Source organism: Streptomyces sp. NPDC006655 (assembly GCF_040703965.1).
Lineage (GTDB): Bacteria > Actinomycetota > Actinomycetes > Streptomycetales > Streptomycetaceae > Streptomyces.
Genome location: NZ_JBEYJU010000021.1, coordinates 60,407 through 75,731, shown reverse-complemented (window position 1 = coordinate 75,731; position 15,325 = coordinate 60,407). Strand labels below are relative to the sequence as shown.

Sequence of the window (15,325 nt, the reverse complement as noted above, 5' to 3'; positions counted from 1 at the left end):
TCGGCCGCACGCCGGACGCACGCCCCCGCCTACGCATGGGAGTCGTAGACGCGCAGCTTCCGGTACAGCGTGGCGCGGCCGATGCCCAGGGCTGCCGCCGCGCGGGCCTTGTTGCCGCCGTGGCGGCGCAGGGCCTCCAGGATGGCGGTGCGTTCGGCGTGCTCCATGGGGCTCAGCCGGCGCCCCGCGGGTCCCTCGCGCACGGGATCGGGCAGTTCGACCCGGCGGACCGGTCCCGTCACCCGGCGGCGCTGCGCCAACGACCTCACGACATGGGCGAGTTCCGTGACGTTGCCGGACCACGGATAGCGTTCCAGGGCGCGCCGGGCGTCGAGGGTCCAGCTGAGCGGGGGCTGTCCGGGGGCCGGGGCCGGGGCCACGGCGGTCAACAACTCCCTGATGTCCTCGGGGCGTTCACGCAGGGCGGGCAGGGTGACCGAGCGGGCGGCCAGGGTGTCGAGGAGCCGTTGGAGGCACGGGCCCGGCGGTGCACCCGGGGTGTAGGTGACCAACAGGGGTGTGGTGGGCCGGGCTTCCAGCAGGGCGACGATCGCGGCCACGTCCGGCTGGGCCAGCCGCTCGGCGTGGCGCAGTACGAGGCCGCCGCACGGTGCGCCGGGCAGCGCTTCGTGCACCTCTCCTTCGGCCGCGTCGACGACGAGCGGGGCGGGGTCGCCGAGCAACGCGCGGGCCAGGGAGGTCTTGCCGGTGCCCCGTTCGCCGACGAGCAGCAGCGGGGCGGGGGCGGCGGCCAGTTCGGCGGCGCGCGCGGTGGCGTGCCGCCACGGCAGCGAGTGCCCGGCCAACGTGGTCGGCAGCGGCCCGGCGACGGCGGTGGCTTCGTGACGGGGAGCCGGTTCGAGTACGACCACGGCACCGACGCTTGCACCGAGGTGCCGCACGCATGCGACCCGGACACCGGCCGCCCCGCCGAAGTGCCCGAGTGGCTCGGCCTCGGGGTCGCGCCGGAGGCGGGTGGTGGGGGCGTCCTGGCGCAGGGCCGTGTGCACGGCGCGTTCCAGGTCGTCGATGTCCCGTGTCGACAGCAACCGCCCGGCCGCCTCGCTCACCAGCCGGCTGTGGCCGGCGAAGGCCACCACGGGACGGTCCCGGCCGTCGCACGCCGCGAGGTAGGCGTCGAGCAGGGCGTGCTCCGGCGGCCGGGCGTGGGCGCGCAGTTCCGCCTCCAGCGCCGCGGCCGTCGCCTCGGCGAGGCCGCCCCGCGGGTGCGGCGCGCGACCGTCGAACAGGGCCGACGCGACGGTGACCGTGCCGGCCGGCCTGCCGTCGCCGGGGGTCCGCAGCGGCACGCTCACCGCCGAGACGTCCTGCCAGACGTCCAGGAAGTGCTCCGGTCCGTGCACCTCGGCGCGCCGGCCGGTGCGCAGGGCCAGGGCCGCGCTGTTGGGGCCGACACGCTGCTCGGAGAGGTCCGCGCAGCACGTCTCGTGGGGGGTGTGTCCGGCTGCCCACAGCACCCGCAGCCGGGCATCGGTGAGGACGAGGGTGGCGTGGTCGCCGTCGAGCAGGGGGCCGAGTCGTGCCAGCACCGGCCGCGCGGCCTCCAGGAGAGGGGGGTCGGGCGGCTGCGGTCCCGGGGTGGCCGAGTGGGCCGGGTGGTCGTGTCGTACGCCGTGGAACCGGGCCCGGCGCCAGGCCGCGGCAATCTCGTCCGGGACGTCCTCCGACAGCGGATGTCCGGCGAGGAAGCGGGCACGGGCCCGGCGCAGTTGACCGAGGGCGGGGCGGACGGGCGATTGCCGGTGGGCCGTGGGGGGCTGCTCTGCGGTGGTCATGGCGCCCCTCACCGTACCCGGAACGGTTGAAGGAGCAACGACTGGTCCGGCCAGGGCGGTTCCGCCGTGCATCGCGTGTCTCGGATTGAGACACCCGCCGCGGCCCGGACCGTTTCATGATCTTGCTCGGTCGGTTCCCGTCCTTCCCCCCACCGGAGCGTTCCCCGTGCACACCGATGTCGTCACCGACGTCCTGATCGTGGGCAGCGGCCCGGCCGGCGCCTCCGCCGCCCTGGCCCTGAGCACCTACGGCGTACCGAACATGGTCGTCACCCGCTACGCGCGCCTGGCCGACACCCCGCGCGCCCACATCACCAACCAGCGCACCATGGAGGTGCTGCGTGACCTCGGGGTGGAACGTGAGGCGCTCGCCCGGGCCACTCCGCAGCACCTCATGGGGAACACCACCTTCTGCACCAGCCTGGCCGGCGAGGAGCTGGGACGGGTCCGGTCCTGGGGGAACGAGCCGCTGGTGCAGGCCGCGCACCAGCTGGCCAGTCCCACCACGATGTGTGACATACCGCAGCACCTCCTGGAGCCGGTGCTGGTGGACGCGGCGACGGCCCGCGGCACCGTCCTGCGCTACAGCACCGTCTACAAGTCGTTCACGCAGGACGCGGACGGGGTGACGGTCACCGTCGAGGACCGGGTGCGCGGCGACGAGTACACGATCCGTGCCAGGTACCTGATCGGGGCGGACGGCGGGCGTTCCAGGGTGGCCGAGGACGCCGGGCTGCCGATGGGCGGCCAGATGGGGGTCGCGGGCAGCGTCAACATCGTCTTCGACGCCGATCTGAGCAGGTACACCGCGCACCGCCCGTCCACCCTGTACTGGGTGCTGGCCCCCGGCGCCACCGTCGGCGGCATCGGAGCGGGCCTGGTGCGGTGCGTCCGCCCCTGGACGGAGTGGCTGATCGTGTGGGGGTACGACGTCACGGCGGGCGCCCCCGACCTGACCACCGAGTACGCGGAGTCGATCGTCCGCCGGTTGATCGGCAACGACGAGATCCCGGTGACCGTGAAGTCGTCCTCGGCCTGGACGGTGAACGAGATGTACGCCGAGACGTACTCCCACGGCCGGGTCTTCTGCGCCGGCGACGCCGTGCACCGGCATCCGCCGTCCAACGGGCTCGGTTCGAACACGTCCGTCCAGGACTCGTACAACCTGGCCTGGAAGCTGAAGCTGGTCCTCGACGGCACCGCCGGCCCGAGCCTGCTGGACAGCTACAGCGCCGAACGCGCGCCGGTCGGCAGACAGATCGTCACCCGCGCCAACAAGTCGATCGGCGAGACCGCACCCGTCTTCGAGGCGCTCGACGGTCTCGCCCCGCAGACGCCCGAGCGGCTCTGGGCCAACATCGCCGCCCGCAAGGAACCCACGGAGGCGGCCGAGCGGCAGCGGGCCCGGCTGCGGGACGCGATCGCGCACAAGGTGTACGAGTTCAACGCCCACGGCGTGGACCTCAACCAGCGTTACGTCTCCGGCGCGGTCGTCCCCGACGGCACCCCCGACCCCGGCTTCGCCCGCGACCCGGAGTTGTACCACCAGCCCAGCTCCCGCCCCGGTGCCAAGCTCCCGCACGCCTGGCTCACCTCGGGGACGCGCACCGTGTCCACCCTGGACACCGTCGGCAAGGGCCGCTTCACCCTGCTGACGGGGATCGGCGGCGACGGCTGGCTGCGCGCGGCCGAGGCCCTGGACCTCGACATCGCCACCGTCGTCATCGGCCCCGGGCAGAACTACGAGGACCCCTACGGCGACTGGGCCCGGCTCAGTGAGGTGTCCGATGCGGGCGCCCTGCTGGTACGGCCCGACGGCTACGTCGCCTTCCGGTACCCGACCGCCGCCGGGAACGCGGAGGAACTCCTGGGCGGAGCGCTCCGGCAGATCCTCGGCCGCGCCGTCGCCGCACGACCCACGCAACACGAGAGGTGAACAGCATGGCCCTCGGGCTGCTCAGGCGCCGGTGGTCCAAGGACGCCCCGGCCCGCGACGCGGGACTCACCATGCCCATGCCCCCAGGTGCGGGCGGCCTCGCGCGCACCGTCCTGGACCCGGTCGACCAGCCGCTGGGCGGTGCGGACGTCACGGTCACCGCACTGGACACCCACCAGGTGGTCGCGCGGGGCACCACCGACCCGTTCGGCTGCTTCCTGGCCGCCCTTCCGCCCGGGCGCTACAGCATGCTGATCGTCGCGGAGGGCCTGGATCCGCACCGGGAGACCGTGGAGATCGCCGCCGGGACCTGTCCGGAGGCCGCGCGGATCCGGCTCATGCCGGCCCGGCAGCTGCCGCTGCCGCCGACCGGGGGCTGGGTGTTCGATCCGCCGCACACGGCGATCCGGTTCATCGCGAAGCATGTCGGCATGGCGCATGTGCACGGTCGTTTCGAGCGTTTCGACGGGGCCGTCGAGGTGGCCCCGGACATGAGCCGCTCCACGGTCCGGGTACGGATCCACGCGTCGAGCATCACCACGGGCAACACCACCCGCGACAACCATCTGCGGTCCGCCGACTTCCTGGACGTGGAGCGGTATCCCTACATCGAGTTCGTCAGTACGCGCTTCGCCTACCGGGGCGGCAGCAAGTGGACGCTCCTCGGGACCCTGACCATGCACGGCGTCAGCCGCTCGGTCTCGCTCGACACCACCTACCTGGGCACCGTCAACGGCGGATACGGCGAGGAACTGCGCTGCGCCGCGCTCGCCACGGCCGAACTGCACCGGGAGGACTACACCCTCAACTGGCGGTCCATGCTCGCCCGTGGCATCGCGGTGGTGGGACCGACCGTACAACTGGAACTGGACGTCCAGGCGATGTACCGGTCACCGGAGACACCCACTCCCCCGGAGTGACACGACGGACTATGTTTTTTGCTGATTTTTACCTCTACGGTGGACAGGGTATCTGTGCTACCCATGAGAGGTGCGGTGCGGGATCTCGGGGCCCGGCCGCGTGGACTCGGGAACACCGTCCGGCCTGCGCCGGAGTCAGCGAGCTGCGTGAGCTGCATGGACCCCTCTGCCTCGTCTTCCGCCGGTTCGCCGTTCGACATGGTCAGCGGCGCCCTGGCGGACTACGTCCCGAGGGCCGGACCGTCAGCGACCCGGTCCTCCGGCACCGGCGGGAAGGGCGACGGCCGGGAGGGCGACGGCCGGGAGGGCGACGGCCGGGAGCAGATCCTCGGCGTGGTCAGCCTCGACGCGGGGCTGAGGATCGCCGGGTACAACCTGGACGCCGCTCCCTTCGCGGGAGTGAGCGCCAGGACCGGGGCCCCTTTCGCGGAGCTGCTGCCGAGCGGGGACGTACCGACGGTCACGCAGCGGCTGCGGAGGGTTCTGGAGACCCGGGAGGCGCATGTCGCGCGGGTCCAGCGGCTGCGGCGGGACGACGGCACCGAGTTGGTCGTCTCGATGAGCATCCTGCCCGCCGCGCCGCCGCAGGAGGGTCTGACCGTCTCCCTGATCGCGATGGCCAAGCGGCTGCACCTGTACGCCTCCGCCACCGCGATCGGGACGTCCCTCGACATCGGGGAGACCGCCCAGTCCCTCGCCCAGTCCCTGCTGGCCTGGGGGGACGTGGCCGCCGTCGACCTCGACTACGCGGTGTGGACCGGCGAGGCGGTCACCGAGCAGACGCATGAGCGCATCCGGCTGCGGCGGGCGGCTCTGGCGCCGGACCGGGCCTGGCCCGACGGTTATCTGACCCCCGGTGACAACCTGCCCCGCGAAGCCAGCCGCCTGCTGGCCGGTGCGGTCATGCGCGACGACGTCCCGCAGGCCGTCGTCATCTCCGACCGTACGGCGATCGAGCAGGACCTCGAAGACGTGCGGCTGGTACGCGCCCTGGTGCCCGGCGACCGCCCGGTCAGCGTCGCCTGCATCCCGCTGGTCGTGGAAGGACCTGAGGGAACGCCGGGGCCCATCGTGCTCGGGGTGACGGAGATCTGGCGGCGCCCGGACTGGCCCTTCGGCGACGGGGAGCTGCTCGACCTGCAAGAACTCGTGGCCAAGACCGCCCGGCACGTCGACCTCGCCCGCCAGCACCAGCGGGAGCACGCCCAGGTGCTGGCGCTCCAGCGCCGGCTGCTGCCGCGGGCCGGCAGCGACACCATCGAGGTGGCCAGTGTCTACGAGCCCACCACACCCGACAGTGCGGGCGTCGGCGGGGACTGGGTGAACAGCTTTCCGCTGCCGGGCGACCGCACCGCGCTGGTGGTCGGTGACGTCGTGGGGCATGGTCTGGGGGCCGCGGCGGCCATGGGGCAGCTGAGCATGGAGGCCCGTGCCCTGCTGTCGGCGGGGCTGGGTCCCGGGGAGGTGCTGGAGCGTCTGGACGAGACGGTCACGTTGCTGGACGACACGGACGCGGGCCTGGCCGCCGGGTACAGCGCGCTCGGCTCGACGTGCTGCATCGCGGTCTACGATCCGGTGGACCACCGGGTGGCGCTCTCCAACGCCGGCCACCTGCCCCCTGTCCTCGTCCGTCCCGACGGGTCCGCCAAGACCGTCGCGGGCCAGCCGCACCCGGCGCTGGGTGCCGAGTTCGTGGTGCGGGAGCCGTTCGAGGTGCACGAGTTCGCCGTGCCGCCCGGGTCGCTTCTCGTCCTCTACACCGACGGCCTGGTGGAGGATCCAGCCGCCTCCATCGACGACGGCATCGGCCGGCTGACCGACCTGGTGCGCGAGGTGCACCCCTGGGACGACCTGCAACAGGCCGCGCGCCGCGTGGTCGCCGGTCTGGCGCCGCGGGGTCACCTGCGCGACGACGTGACCCTGCTCCTGGCCCGGATGGCCGGCCGCCGCGGCCGGGACACCGCCACCTGGCACCTGCCGGCCCGCGAGGACGGGGTCGCGCACGCCCGCGCCCTGGTCGCCCCTCTCCTGCGGCAGTGGCACACCACCGACCAGGCCCGGGACAACGCCCTGCTCGTGCTCAGCGAACTGGTCACCAACGCCGTCCGGTTCGGCACCGGGCCGGTCACCGTGCGGCTGGTGAGGTCAGGGGGCCGGCTGTCGTGCGAGGTCGCGGACACCGGCAACGGCCGGCCCCGGCTGCGCCGCGGTGAACCGCTCGACGACGACGGACGGGGACTGCACGTCGTCCACAAGCTCACCACCCGCTGGGGGGTGCGGTGGACCGACACCGGCAAAGCCGTCTGGGCGGAACTGGAGACCTGACGCCACGGCCGACTCGCGGGTGACGGCTTTCCGGCCGCGGCGGGCCCGCCGCGACGAGGACGGGGCCGGCCGGCGGCCGGCGGCTACAGCCACTCCCCCTCGACAGCGGTCGCGGTCAGGCCGGGCGCGGCGGCGTACAACACCGTACGGCTGCCTGCCTTCTGGCCCGCGTCGTACGCGCGCCGCAGGATGTCGAGCACGGCGGCGCCGCCGCGGTTGCCCGTGGTGTAGCTGTCCCGGCTGAAGACCAGCAGCCCGGTCGGCCACCCGTCGGGCATCGTCTCCTCCATGTACTCCAGCACCCGTGTTCCACCGGGGTGCGCGAGCAGCAGGTCGGGATGCCAGGGCCGGGCGTCGTCCTGGTGGCGCTCGCGCAACCACCTCCACATCCCGGCGACCGTCCGCTGCACGGCACGGGGTCCGCGGCGGTCCATCACGAAGTGCGTGCCGTCGGCGCGGGTGTCCAGCCGGTGGAGGTCGGTGGTGTCGGACAGGGTGTGGTGCCAGACCGCGTCCAGTCGCAGGACCGACTCGGCCCGGGGGCGCCCGGTGACCACGACGGCGACGGCGGTGTCCGCGAACAGCAGTCGCACGATCAGCGATTCGAGCGTGTCGTCGGCGGGCTGGTAGGTGGTGCTCAGCGCCTCCGATATCACGACCAGCACCACCCGGTCGGGGTCCGCGGCGACCAGGTCGGCCGCCAGCGCCAGTGACCGGGTGCCGGCGATGCAGGCCCACTGGGTGGCCGGCAGCAACAGCACGTCGTCGCGCAGCGGGAGGCGGTTGAGCAGGGACAGGTCCAGCCCCGGCAGGGCCGGGGTGGTGGAGTGGCTGGTGATCACGCAGTCGACGTCTGCGGCGTCCAGTCCGGCGCTTCGAAGGGCCTCGCGTGCCGCGCGTTCCCCGTACGTCTGCACGGCGGCCCAAGCCGGCGCGGTGCGCTCCTGGATGGTCTGCGGCGCCGGTACCGCCTCCAGCGCGGCGATCGCCCGGTCCACCTCCGCGTCGGTGAACCCGCTGTGGGCCAGGGCCTCACGAGCCGGGCCGGGGGCCGGAGTTCGCAGACCCGTCCCGGCGCCGGGCGCGGCGGCCGCCGCCAGTGGCAGCATCCACCCCCGGGTGGCGATGCCGGTACTCGTGGCGATGCCGTCGATCCGCGACAGCCACGGCGCCTGCGGGTGCCGGCCGCGCACCTCCGCCAGGATCTCGTCGGTCCGCACGGCGTGTTCGCCGTGCACTACGGCAGGAGGACACAGACAGGCGCCCATAGCACGCCTCTTTCTCAGAAAACCCGCGGATGGCGTCAAGTGTCTGAAATCTGCCCGATCCGGGAGAGCAGGTCAAGACTCGGTCCGTCACGAACCCTGTGAAGGCGCGTCGTTGGGAGTGCGCAAGCGCTGGCGGCACATTCGATCGCACGCAGCATCCGTGAAGTCGCTCCCACCCCGTGGTACATGCGCTGACCACGGATGGTTTTAATTGAGATTTGCACCACTTCGGAGAAACCGCTTCACTCAAACACTGCTCGAAGCAGATCGCTGGGTGTTAGAACTTGGCCACAGAACGTCGGGCCCCGAACGGTCCCGCGCACCCTCCCTGTTGTGAAATGGGACGATCTTGTCCAAACTCAGATCCCTGACCGGCAATTGGCGCGTCGCAAGACGCCTCCAGGCCATCCTGCTCATCCCCGTGCTGGTCGCCCTCGGGCTCGGCGGCATCCGGGTGAAGAACTCGGTGGACACCCTGCGCGACGCCAACGACGCGGTGCGCGTGGCGGAGTTGGTGCAGGCGGCGAACGCCTACGCCAGCGACGCGATCAACGAGCGGGACGTGTCGGTGATCCCGCTCCTGGAGGGCAAGCGGAACGCACCCGCTGTGCTGGCTGCGCGCAAGGTCACCGACGCCGACGCACAGGCCTTCGACCGGGCGGTGGCGCGGGCGCCCAGGACGGCGGGCCTGGACCGGCGGATCGCGCTGGTGCGGGAGGGCGAGAAACAACTGCCGACGGTGCGTGCCGCCGCGTTCACGCCCAAGCTGACCGGCGTGCAGACGGAGGAGAGCTATCACGCCGTCCAGCACCCGCTGATGGAGATCTCCAACGAACTCGGCTTCGGCAGCAACAACCAGGCGAGCTTCGGACGCACCCTCTACGCCGTGTCCCTGACCCAGGCCGCCGAGTCCCTGGTGCGTTCCATCGGCACGCACCTGCTGGTGGAGGACCGCGCAGCGCTCGGGGCCGGCGAACTCCAGAACCAGCTGAGCTCGTTCAGCTCCTACGCCTACCTGGAGCAGGTCGGCCTCCAGGAGTACGCGGGCGCCGGCACCACCGGGGACATGACCCGGCTGCGGGCCGCGCTGACCGACGCGCAGCAGAAGGGGGCGGCGCAGACGGCCAAGGCGGCCCAGGAGGCGAAGGCCGTGGGCCGGACGTTCGTGGCACCGCCGGACCGGGCCACGATGATCAGCGAGATCGCGGGCGGGAAGTCGACGCAGGAACTGGCCGCCGAGGGCATCACACCCGAGTCGTTCTTCGCCGCGCACGCGCTGGTCTTCGACGCCTACCGGGGGATCGAGGTCCACCTCACCGACAGGGCGCTCGCCGACGCCCGCGGCATCGCCGACAAGGCTCGCCAGGGCGCGATCACGAACGGCGCGCTCGCGCTCAGCGCCGTCCTCGCGGCGTTCCTGCTCGCTGCCTGGGTGGCCCGTTCCATGAGCCGTGGGATGCGGCGGCTCAGCGCCTCGGCGATCGAGATCGCCGAACAGCGCCTCCCGGCGGTGATCACCCAGCTGTCCCAGGCCGTGCCCGGTCAGGTGGACACCAAGGTGACACCGATCCCGATCACCACCACCGACGAGATCGGCGAGGTCGCGCGGGCCTTCGACCACGTGCACCGGGAGGCGGTCCGGCTCGCCGCCGAACAGGCCCTGCTGCGCGGCAACATCAACACGATCTTCACCAACCTGTCGCGCCGCAACCAGTCGCTGATCGAGCGTCAGCTCGCCATGATCACCGACCTGGAGGAGCGCGAGGCCGACCCCGAGCAGCTGGCCGACCTGTTCCGCCTCGACCACCTGGCCACCCGGGTCCGCCGCAACGGCGAGAACCTCCTGGTGCTCGGCGGCGAGCGGCCCACCCAGCAGTGGGACCACCCGCTGCCCCTGGTCGACGTGATCCGGGCGGCCGCCTCCGAGGTGGAGCAGTACGAGCGGATCGAGCTGGCGGGCGTCCCGGAGGCCGAGGTCCACGGGCGCGCCGTCACCGACCTCGTGCACCTGCTCGCGGAGCTGCTGGAGAACGCCACCGCCTTCTCGTCGCCCCGCTCGACGGTCCGGGTCACGGCGACCCGGCTGCCGGACGCCCGCATCATGGTCGAGATCCATGACAAGGGCATCGGTCTGATGCCCGAGGACTTCGCGCAGATCAACCACAAGCTCGCCAACCCGCCGACCGCCGACGCGGACGTCTACCAGCACATGGGCCTGTTCGTGGTGGGCAGGCTGGCCGACCGGCACGGCATCCGGGTGCAGTTGCGCCCGGCCGCCGCCGAGTCCGGCACGACCTCGCTCGTCATGCTCCCCGCCACCGTCACCTGGCACAGCGGTCCCGAGTCCGACGCCGACACGCTGGCCCTGGCGACCGTCAAGGCACGCGCCTCGTCCGCGCTCGACGCCCTGCTCGCGCAGGCACCCGCCGACCCGTTCGCAGCGCACGAGGCGTGGGACGACGGCATCGTGGTGCCGAGCCCCACCGCGGCACGGACCGGACGGTCCGGGACGGCTCCGGCCGCCGGCGCCTCCGACGCCCCCGCCGCGGGCGGTGAGTCCGGGTCGCCCGGCAGTCCGCCCGGCCTCCCCCGGCGTGCCCCGAGGCGGGGCCGGGGACCCGCCGAGAAGGGCTGATCGAGGGGACCGTGATCAAGGGGGTGGTTCGGGGCGCAGGGCCCGCGCCACCGCCCAGATCACCGAGACGAACGGCACGGCCACCACCGCCCCGATCACCCCCGCGACGATGCTGCCCGCGATGACGGACACCGCCACGACAAGGGGGTGCAGGCGTACCGCCCAGCTCATCACCAGAGGGTGCAGCAGATGCCCCTCCAGCTGGCCGATGACGACGATGAGCACCAGGACGGCGACGGCCGTGAGGGGGCCGCGCCCGGCGAGGGCGACCACGGTGGCCACGCCCAGCGCGACCGGTGAGCCGACCAGCGGGACGAACGCGGCGAAGAACTCAAGCAGCGTGAGCGGCAGGGCGAGCGGCACCCGCAGCACGACCAGGGCGATGCCGACGAGTACGGCATTGGTCGCGGCCACGATGATGATGCCGCGGGTGTATCCGGCGAACGTCCGCCAGGCCGCCCGGCCCGCCCGGTCCCAGGCGGTGCGGGCGCCGACGGGCAGCAGTTCGCTGCTGGCCCAGGCCCAGAGCCGTTCGCCCGAGTGGATGAAGAAGACCGAGGCGAAGAGCGCGAGCGCGACGCCGGTGACCAGTTCGACCAGGGTGCCCAAGCCGCTGACCGCGCTGTTGACCAGGTTGGCGCGGTGCGCCTGGACATAGTTGACGATCTCCTGTTGGAGATGCGACAGGGCGCCCGGGCCGAGCCGGAAGGGCGGGCGCTGGAGCCAGACCTCGATACGGTGGATGCCGCCGCGGAACTCGTCGGCGAGGGTCGTCGACTCCTCGGCGACCGCGTTGCCGACCAGGGCCAGCAGTCCGCAGAGCACGAGGATGCTGCCGACCAGGCTCACGGCCACGGCCAGCGGTCTGGGCAGCCACCTGCCCAGCAGGTCGGCGAGCGGGCGCAGCACCGAAGTGACGACCAGGGCCAGGAACAGGGCCGTGGCGATCAGCTGGAAACGGCCGAGGACGCTGAAGACGCCGTAGACGACGACGCCGACCACGATGAGCCGCCAGGCGTACGCGGCGGCGATCCGCAGGGCGGGCACGACGACCGCGCTGACGGAGGCGGTCGCGCGCGGGTCGCGCGCCCGCTTCGGGATCCACACGGCGCGGGCGGCCCGGCTGCCCGGCGCCGTGCCACGCGCCCGGCCCACCCGGCCCCGCCCGCCCGCACCCGCCACCGCGCCTCCCGTTGCCGACCTCCGCCTCCACAGCACGTTAGGGGCAATTCAGACATCGAGTGGAATCCGCTGGGCCAAGGGGGTCAGCGCACGCCGCGCCACCACCCTCGACCCGGCCGAAGGGACCGCCGCGCCCCACCACCGGCCCAGCCGGACGAGTCAGTGCGCCGCGGTCGTCGTGACGGCGGTGCGGGCCGCGCGTTCCACCAATCGGACGCCGTCCGGCATCGAGGTGTTGCCGTCGGAGAGGACGGCGACGAGGTAGTGGTGTCCGCCGGCGGTGACGTGTCCGACGCTGTTGATGTCCCACAGGCCGGTGGCGGTGCGCATGAGCCAGCCGTTCTTCAGCGCCCACGCGGAGTCGGCGGCGGCGGAGACGCCCCAGGACTGCTCGTCGGCGATCTGGGTCATCAGGGTGCGGATCCGGCTCCGGGACGGCTCGTCGAGGGGCGTCGAGCCGGTGCCGAAGATCGCGCGCAGCAGTCGTATCTGGTCCCCCGCCGTGGTCCGGGTCAGCCCCCACCTGCCGTCCGGGCCGCCCGTGGTCGAGGTCAGGCCGAGCCGCTTGTTGGCCGACTCCAGACCGGGGGCCCGGCCGATGGTCCGCCACAGCGCGTTGGCGGCGGCGTTGTCGCTGTTGCGGATCATCGCCTCCGCCTGGGTGCTCTCCCGTGCGGTGAGGTCGCGGTGGTCGTCCCGCGCATGCAGCAGCAGCGCGGCGAGGATGTCGACCTTGACGATGCTGGCCGTGTCGTACGCGGCGTCGTCACCGTAGACGGCGGGGTCGCGGTCCGGGCCGTCCAGGTCGAGGACCGCGGCGGTGACCCGCGACGCGCCCTGTGCCTGCACCGTGGTGCGGAAGTCGGCGGTTGCGGAGCCGGTCCCGGTGCCCGCCGCCAAGGCCGCCGGTGCGGCTCCGCCGAGCAGGGTGACCACCGTGGCCAGGACGGACAGGGTTCGGTTGAGCATCGCGGAACGCCTCGGCAGTTCGGATCGGAGGGACACAGGACTGCGAACGTAGACAAAGGACCCGGGGCCACGACATGACCGCCGCCACGGCGCGGCCCGTTTGTGAGCAGGACGACAGGAAGGGAACCGGACTCCCCCAGGCCTCATCCGGAGCCGTCCGGGGGAAGAATGTGAACAGAGCGGCGGACCAGCCCAGGGAGGTGCCATGAGCACATCGGCGGAACCGCGGGTCAGCGGTCTGGAGGTGCGGTCCATCGACTACGTGCCGCTGGACGAGCGGCACGGCAAGCTGTGGCATCTGGGCCCGCTGTGGTTCATGTCCAACGCGCAGATCGCCACGCTGGCCGTGGGGCTGATCAGCATCACGGAGGGCGGGAACCTGATCTGGTCGTTGCTGGCGATCGTCGCGGGCACCCTGATCGGCACGTTCTTCATGGCGTTCCACTCGGCGCAGGGCCCGCAGCTCGGCCTGCCGCAGATGATCCAGTCGCGGCCGCAGTTCGGCTACGTCGGCGCGCTGCTGGTGTGGCTGTTCGCGTACGTGCAGTACGCGGGCTTCAACGTGTTCAACACCATCCTGGCCGGCGAGTCCCTGCACGCCACGCTCCACGGCGGGGTGAAGCTGTGGGTGGTCGTGGTCACCGCGATCGGCCTGGTCGTGGCGCTGGTGGGCTACGACATCATCCACAAGGCCGAGCAGTTCCTGACGTACACCTTTCTGGTGATCTTCGGGATCTTCACCGTCGGTGTGCTGGTCACCCTGCACTACCCGGCGGGCTCCTTCGACCTCGGCGCGTTCCGGGCCACGCCGTTCCTGGCGCAGTTCGGCGTGGTCGCCGGCTACCAGATCAGCTGGGCCATCTACGTCTCGGACTACTCGCGCTACCTGCCGCCGGACGTGACCGTCCGCAAGACGTTCTACTGGACCTACTTCGGGTCGGCGCTCGGCGGTATCTGGCTGATGGTGCTCGGCACACTGCTGGCGGCCTGGGCGGGCGACAGCTTCGACACGATCCGCTCCATCAACGCCGCCGGCGACAAGATCTTCGACGGCTTCGGCGCGGTCGTGCTGCTGTTCGCCGCGCTGGGCCTGATCTCGGTCACCGCGTTGAACATGTACGGCGGCTCGCTCACCCTCATCAGCGCCCTGGACTCCTTCAGACGGATCCGTCCGACGCTGGGGGTGCGGCTGGCCACCCTGATCGTGACGGCGGTGCTCTCCCTGATCGGAGCGCTGGCGGCGACGGCGAACTTCCTGACGAACTTCAACAACTTCCTGCTGCTGGTGCTCTATCTGTTCATCCCGTGGACCTCGGTGAACCTCATGGACTACTACGTGGTGCGCCGGGGCCACTACGCGATCGCCGAGATCTTCAAACCCGACGGCATCTACGGCCGCTGGGGCTGGCAGGGGATCATCTCCTACCTGGTCGGGTTCGCCGTGATGATCCCGTTCTTCTCCGTCGGCACGCTCTACGTCGGTCCCGCCGCCAAGGCGCTGGACGGCGCCGACATCTCGCTGTTCATCGGGTTGCCGGTGTCGGCGGTGCTGTACTGGGCGCTGACCCGCTCGATCGACGTCGAGGAGGAGATCCGGATCGCCGAGGCGGAGGCCGCCGCGCTGGAACAGGCGGCCCACGAGCACCGCGAGCCGTAGGGGGGTCCGCCGGGCCGGCTCGCGCGCGACCGTCAGGTCAGTACGCGGAATTGACGTTGTCGATGGAGCCGTAGCGGTGCGCGGCGTAGTTGGCGGCCGCGGTGATGTTGGCCACCGGGTCGGTGACGCTCTGCGCGGTGCCGGCGACGTGGTAGGCCTTGAAGGTGGGGTCGATGACCTGGAGCAGGCCCTTGGACGGGGTGCCCTGCTTGGCGTTGACGTCCCAGTTGTTCTGCGCGGCGGGGTTGCCGCCGGACTCGCGCATGATGTTGCGCTTGAGGCCCTCGTAGCTGCCGGGGATGCCCTTGGCCTTCATGATCTGCAGCGACTGCTTGATCCAGCCGTCGAGGTTGTTGGCCTTGCCGCCCTGCTGGGTGGCGGTGCGGCCGGTGTCACCGGAGGCCGTGGCCGCGGTGGCGGTGTGCACCTGCGTCGCCTCGGCGGCCTGGGCGTTCGCCGGCATCAGGGTGAGCGCGGCGGCCGCGGCACCGGTGGTGGCGAGACCGGTGAGGCCGATGGTGCGGAGGCGGGCGATGCGGGTGCGGTTGATCAGGGTCATGTGAAGGAACTCTCCGGTGGGGGACGGCGTCGATGCCGGCCGCGGTGAGCGGCGGCGTGGGCGGAGCCCGTGCTGCCG

General features: G+C 72.2%; 10 protein-coding genes. 5 read left to right on the top strand and 5 right to left on the bottom strand.

Translation table 11 applies throughout. The features are described from left to right. Window positions 1–29: 29 nt before the first annotated feature. Window positions 30–1,796, bottom strand: a complete 1,767-nt coding sequence (locus AB0958_RS15135; protein ID WP_366890859.1) for a helix-turn-helix domain-containing protein — start codon at window positions 1,794–1,796, stop codon at window positions 30–32. A gap of 166 nt (window positions 1,797–1,962) precedes the next feature. Between AB0958_RS15135 and AB0958_RS15130 the strand changes: the two genes are divergently transcribed. The 3 genes from AB0958_RS15130 to AB0958_RS15120 all read left to right on the top strand — a co-directional run bounded on the left by AB0958_RS15130 (window position 1,963) and on the right by AB0958_RS15120 (window position 6,977). Then, window positions 1,963–3,732: an FAD-dependent monooxygenase gene (locus tag AB0958_RS15130; RefSeq protein WP_366890858.1), complete on the top strand. Its 1,770-nt coding sequence runs from the start codon at window positions 1,963–1,965 to the stop codon at window positions 3,730–3,732. Window positions 3,733–3,737: 5 nt separating this feature from the next. Next, on the top strand, window positions 3,738–4,652 hold the full coding sequence (locus tag AB0958_RS15125) for a YceI family protein (RefSeq protein ID WP_366890857.1): 915 nt from the start codon (window positions 3,738–3,740) through the stop codon (window positions 4,650–4,652). 156 nt (window positions 4,653–4,808) lie between these two features. After that, a complete protein-coding gene (locus AB0958_RS15120; protein WP_366890856.1) occupies window positions 4,809–6,977 on the top strand; it encodes a SpoIIE family protein phosphatase in 2,169 nt (722 codons plus the stop codon). 83 nt (window positions 6,978–7,060) lie between these two features. Here the strand turns inward: AB0958_RS15120 and AB0958_RS15115 are convergent, their stop codons facing one another. After that, the gene (locus AB0958_RS15115; RefSeq protein ID WP_366890854.1) at window positions 7,061–8,245 is read right to left on the bottom strand and encodes a type III polyketide synthase; all 1,185 of its coding nucleotides are present in this window, start codon (window positions 8,243–8,245) and stop codon (window positions 7,061–7,063) included. 349 nt (window positions 8,246–8,594) lie between these two features. Here AB0958_RS15115 and AB0958_RS15110 point away from each other — a divergent pair, with 349 nt between their 5' ends. Then, the gene (locus AB0958_RS15110) at window positions 8,595–10,880 is read left to right on the top strand and encodes a nitrate- and nitrite sensing domain-containing protein (RefSeq protein WP_366890853.1); all 2,286 of its coding nucleotides are present in this window, start codon (window positions 8,595–8,597) and stop codon (window positions 10,878–10,880) included. 15 nt (window positions 10,881–10,895) lie between these two features. On the opposite strand, the gene AB0958_RS15105 is transcribed toward AB0958_RS15110, so the two are convergent. Beyond that, the gene (locus AB0958_RS15105; protein WP_366890891.1) at window positions 10,896–11,987 is read right to left on the bottom strand and encodes an AI-2E family transporter; all 1,092 of its coding nucleotides are present in this window, start codon (window positions 11,985–11,987) and stop codon (window positions 10,896–10,898) included. Between the two features lie 234 nt (window positions 11,988–12,221). Further along, window positions 12,222–13,031 (bottom strand): serine hydrolase, encoded by an 810-nt coding sequence (locus AB0958_RS15100; RefSeq protein ID WP_366890851.1) that lies wholly within the window; start codon window positions 13,029–13,031, stop codon window positions 12,222–12,224. Between the two features lie 205 nt (window positions 13,032–13,236). On the opposite strand from AB0958_RS15100, the gene AB0958_RS15095 reads away from it, so the two are divergent. After that, window positions 13,237–14,688, top strand: a complete 1,452-nt coding sequence (locus AB0958_RS15095) for a cytosine permease (protein ID WP_366890850.1) — start codon at window positions 13,237–13,239, stop codon at window positions 14,686–14,688. 37 nt (window positions 14,689–14,725) lie between these two features. Here the strand turns inward: AB0958_RS15095 and AB0958_RS15090 are convergent, their stop codons facing one another. Further along, complete coding sequence (locus AB0958_RS15090) at window positions 14,726–15,247, bottom strand: transglycosylase SLT domain-containing protein (protein ID WP_366890849.1); 522 nt, start codon at window positions 15,245–15,247, stop codon at window positions 14,726–14,728. Window positions 15,248–15,325 lie beyond the last annotated feature (78 nt).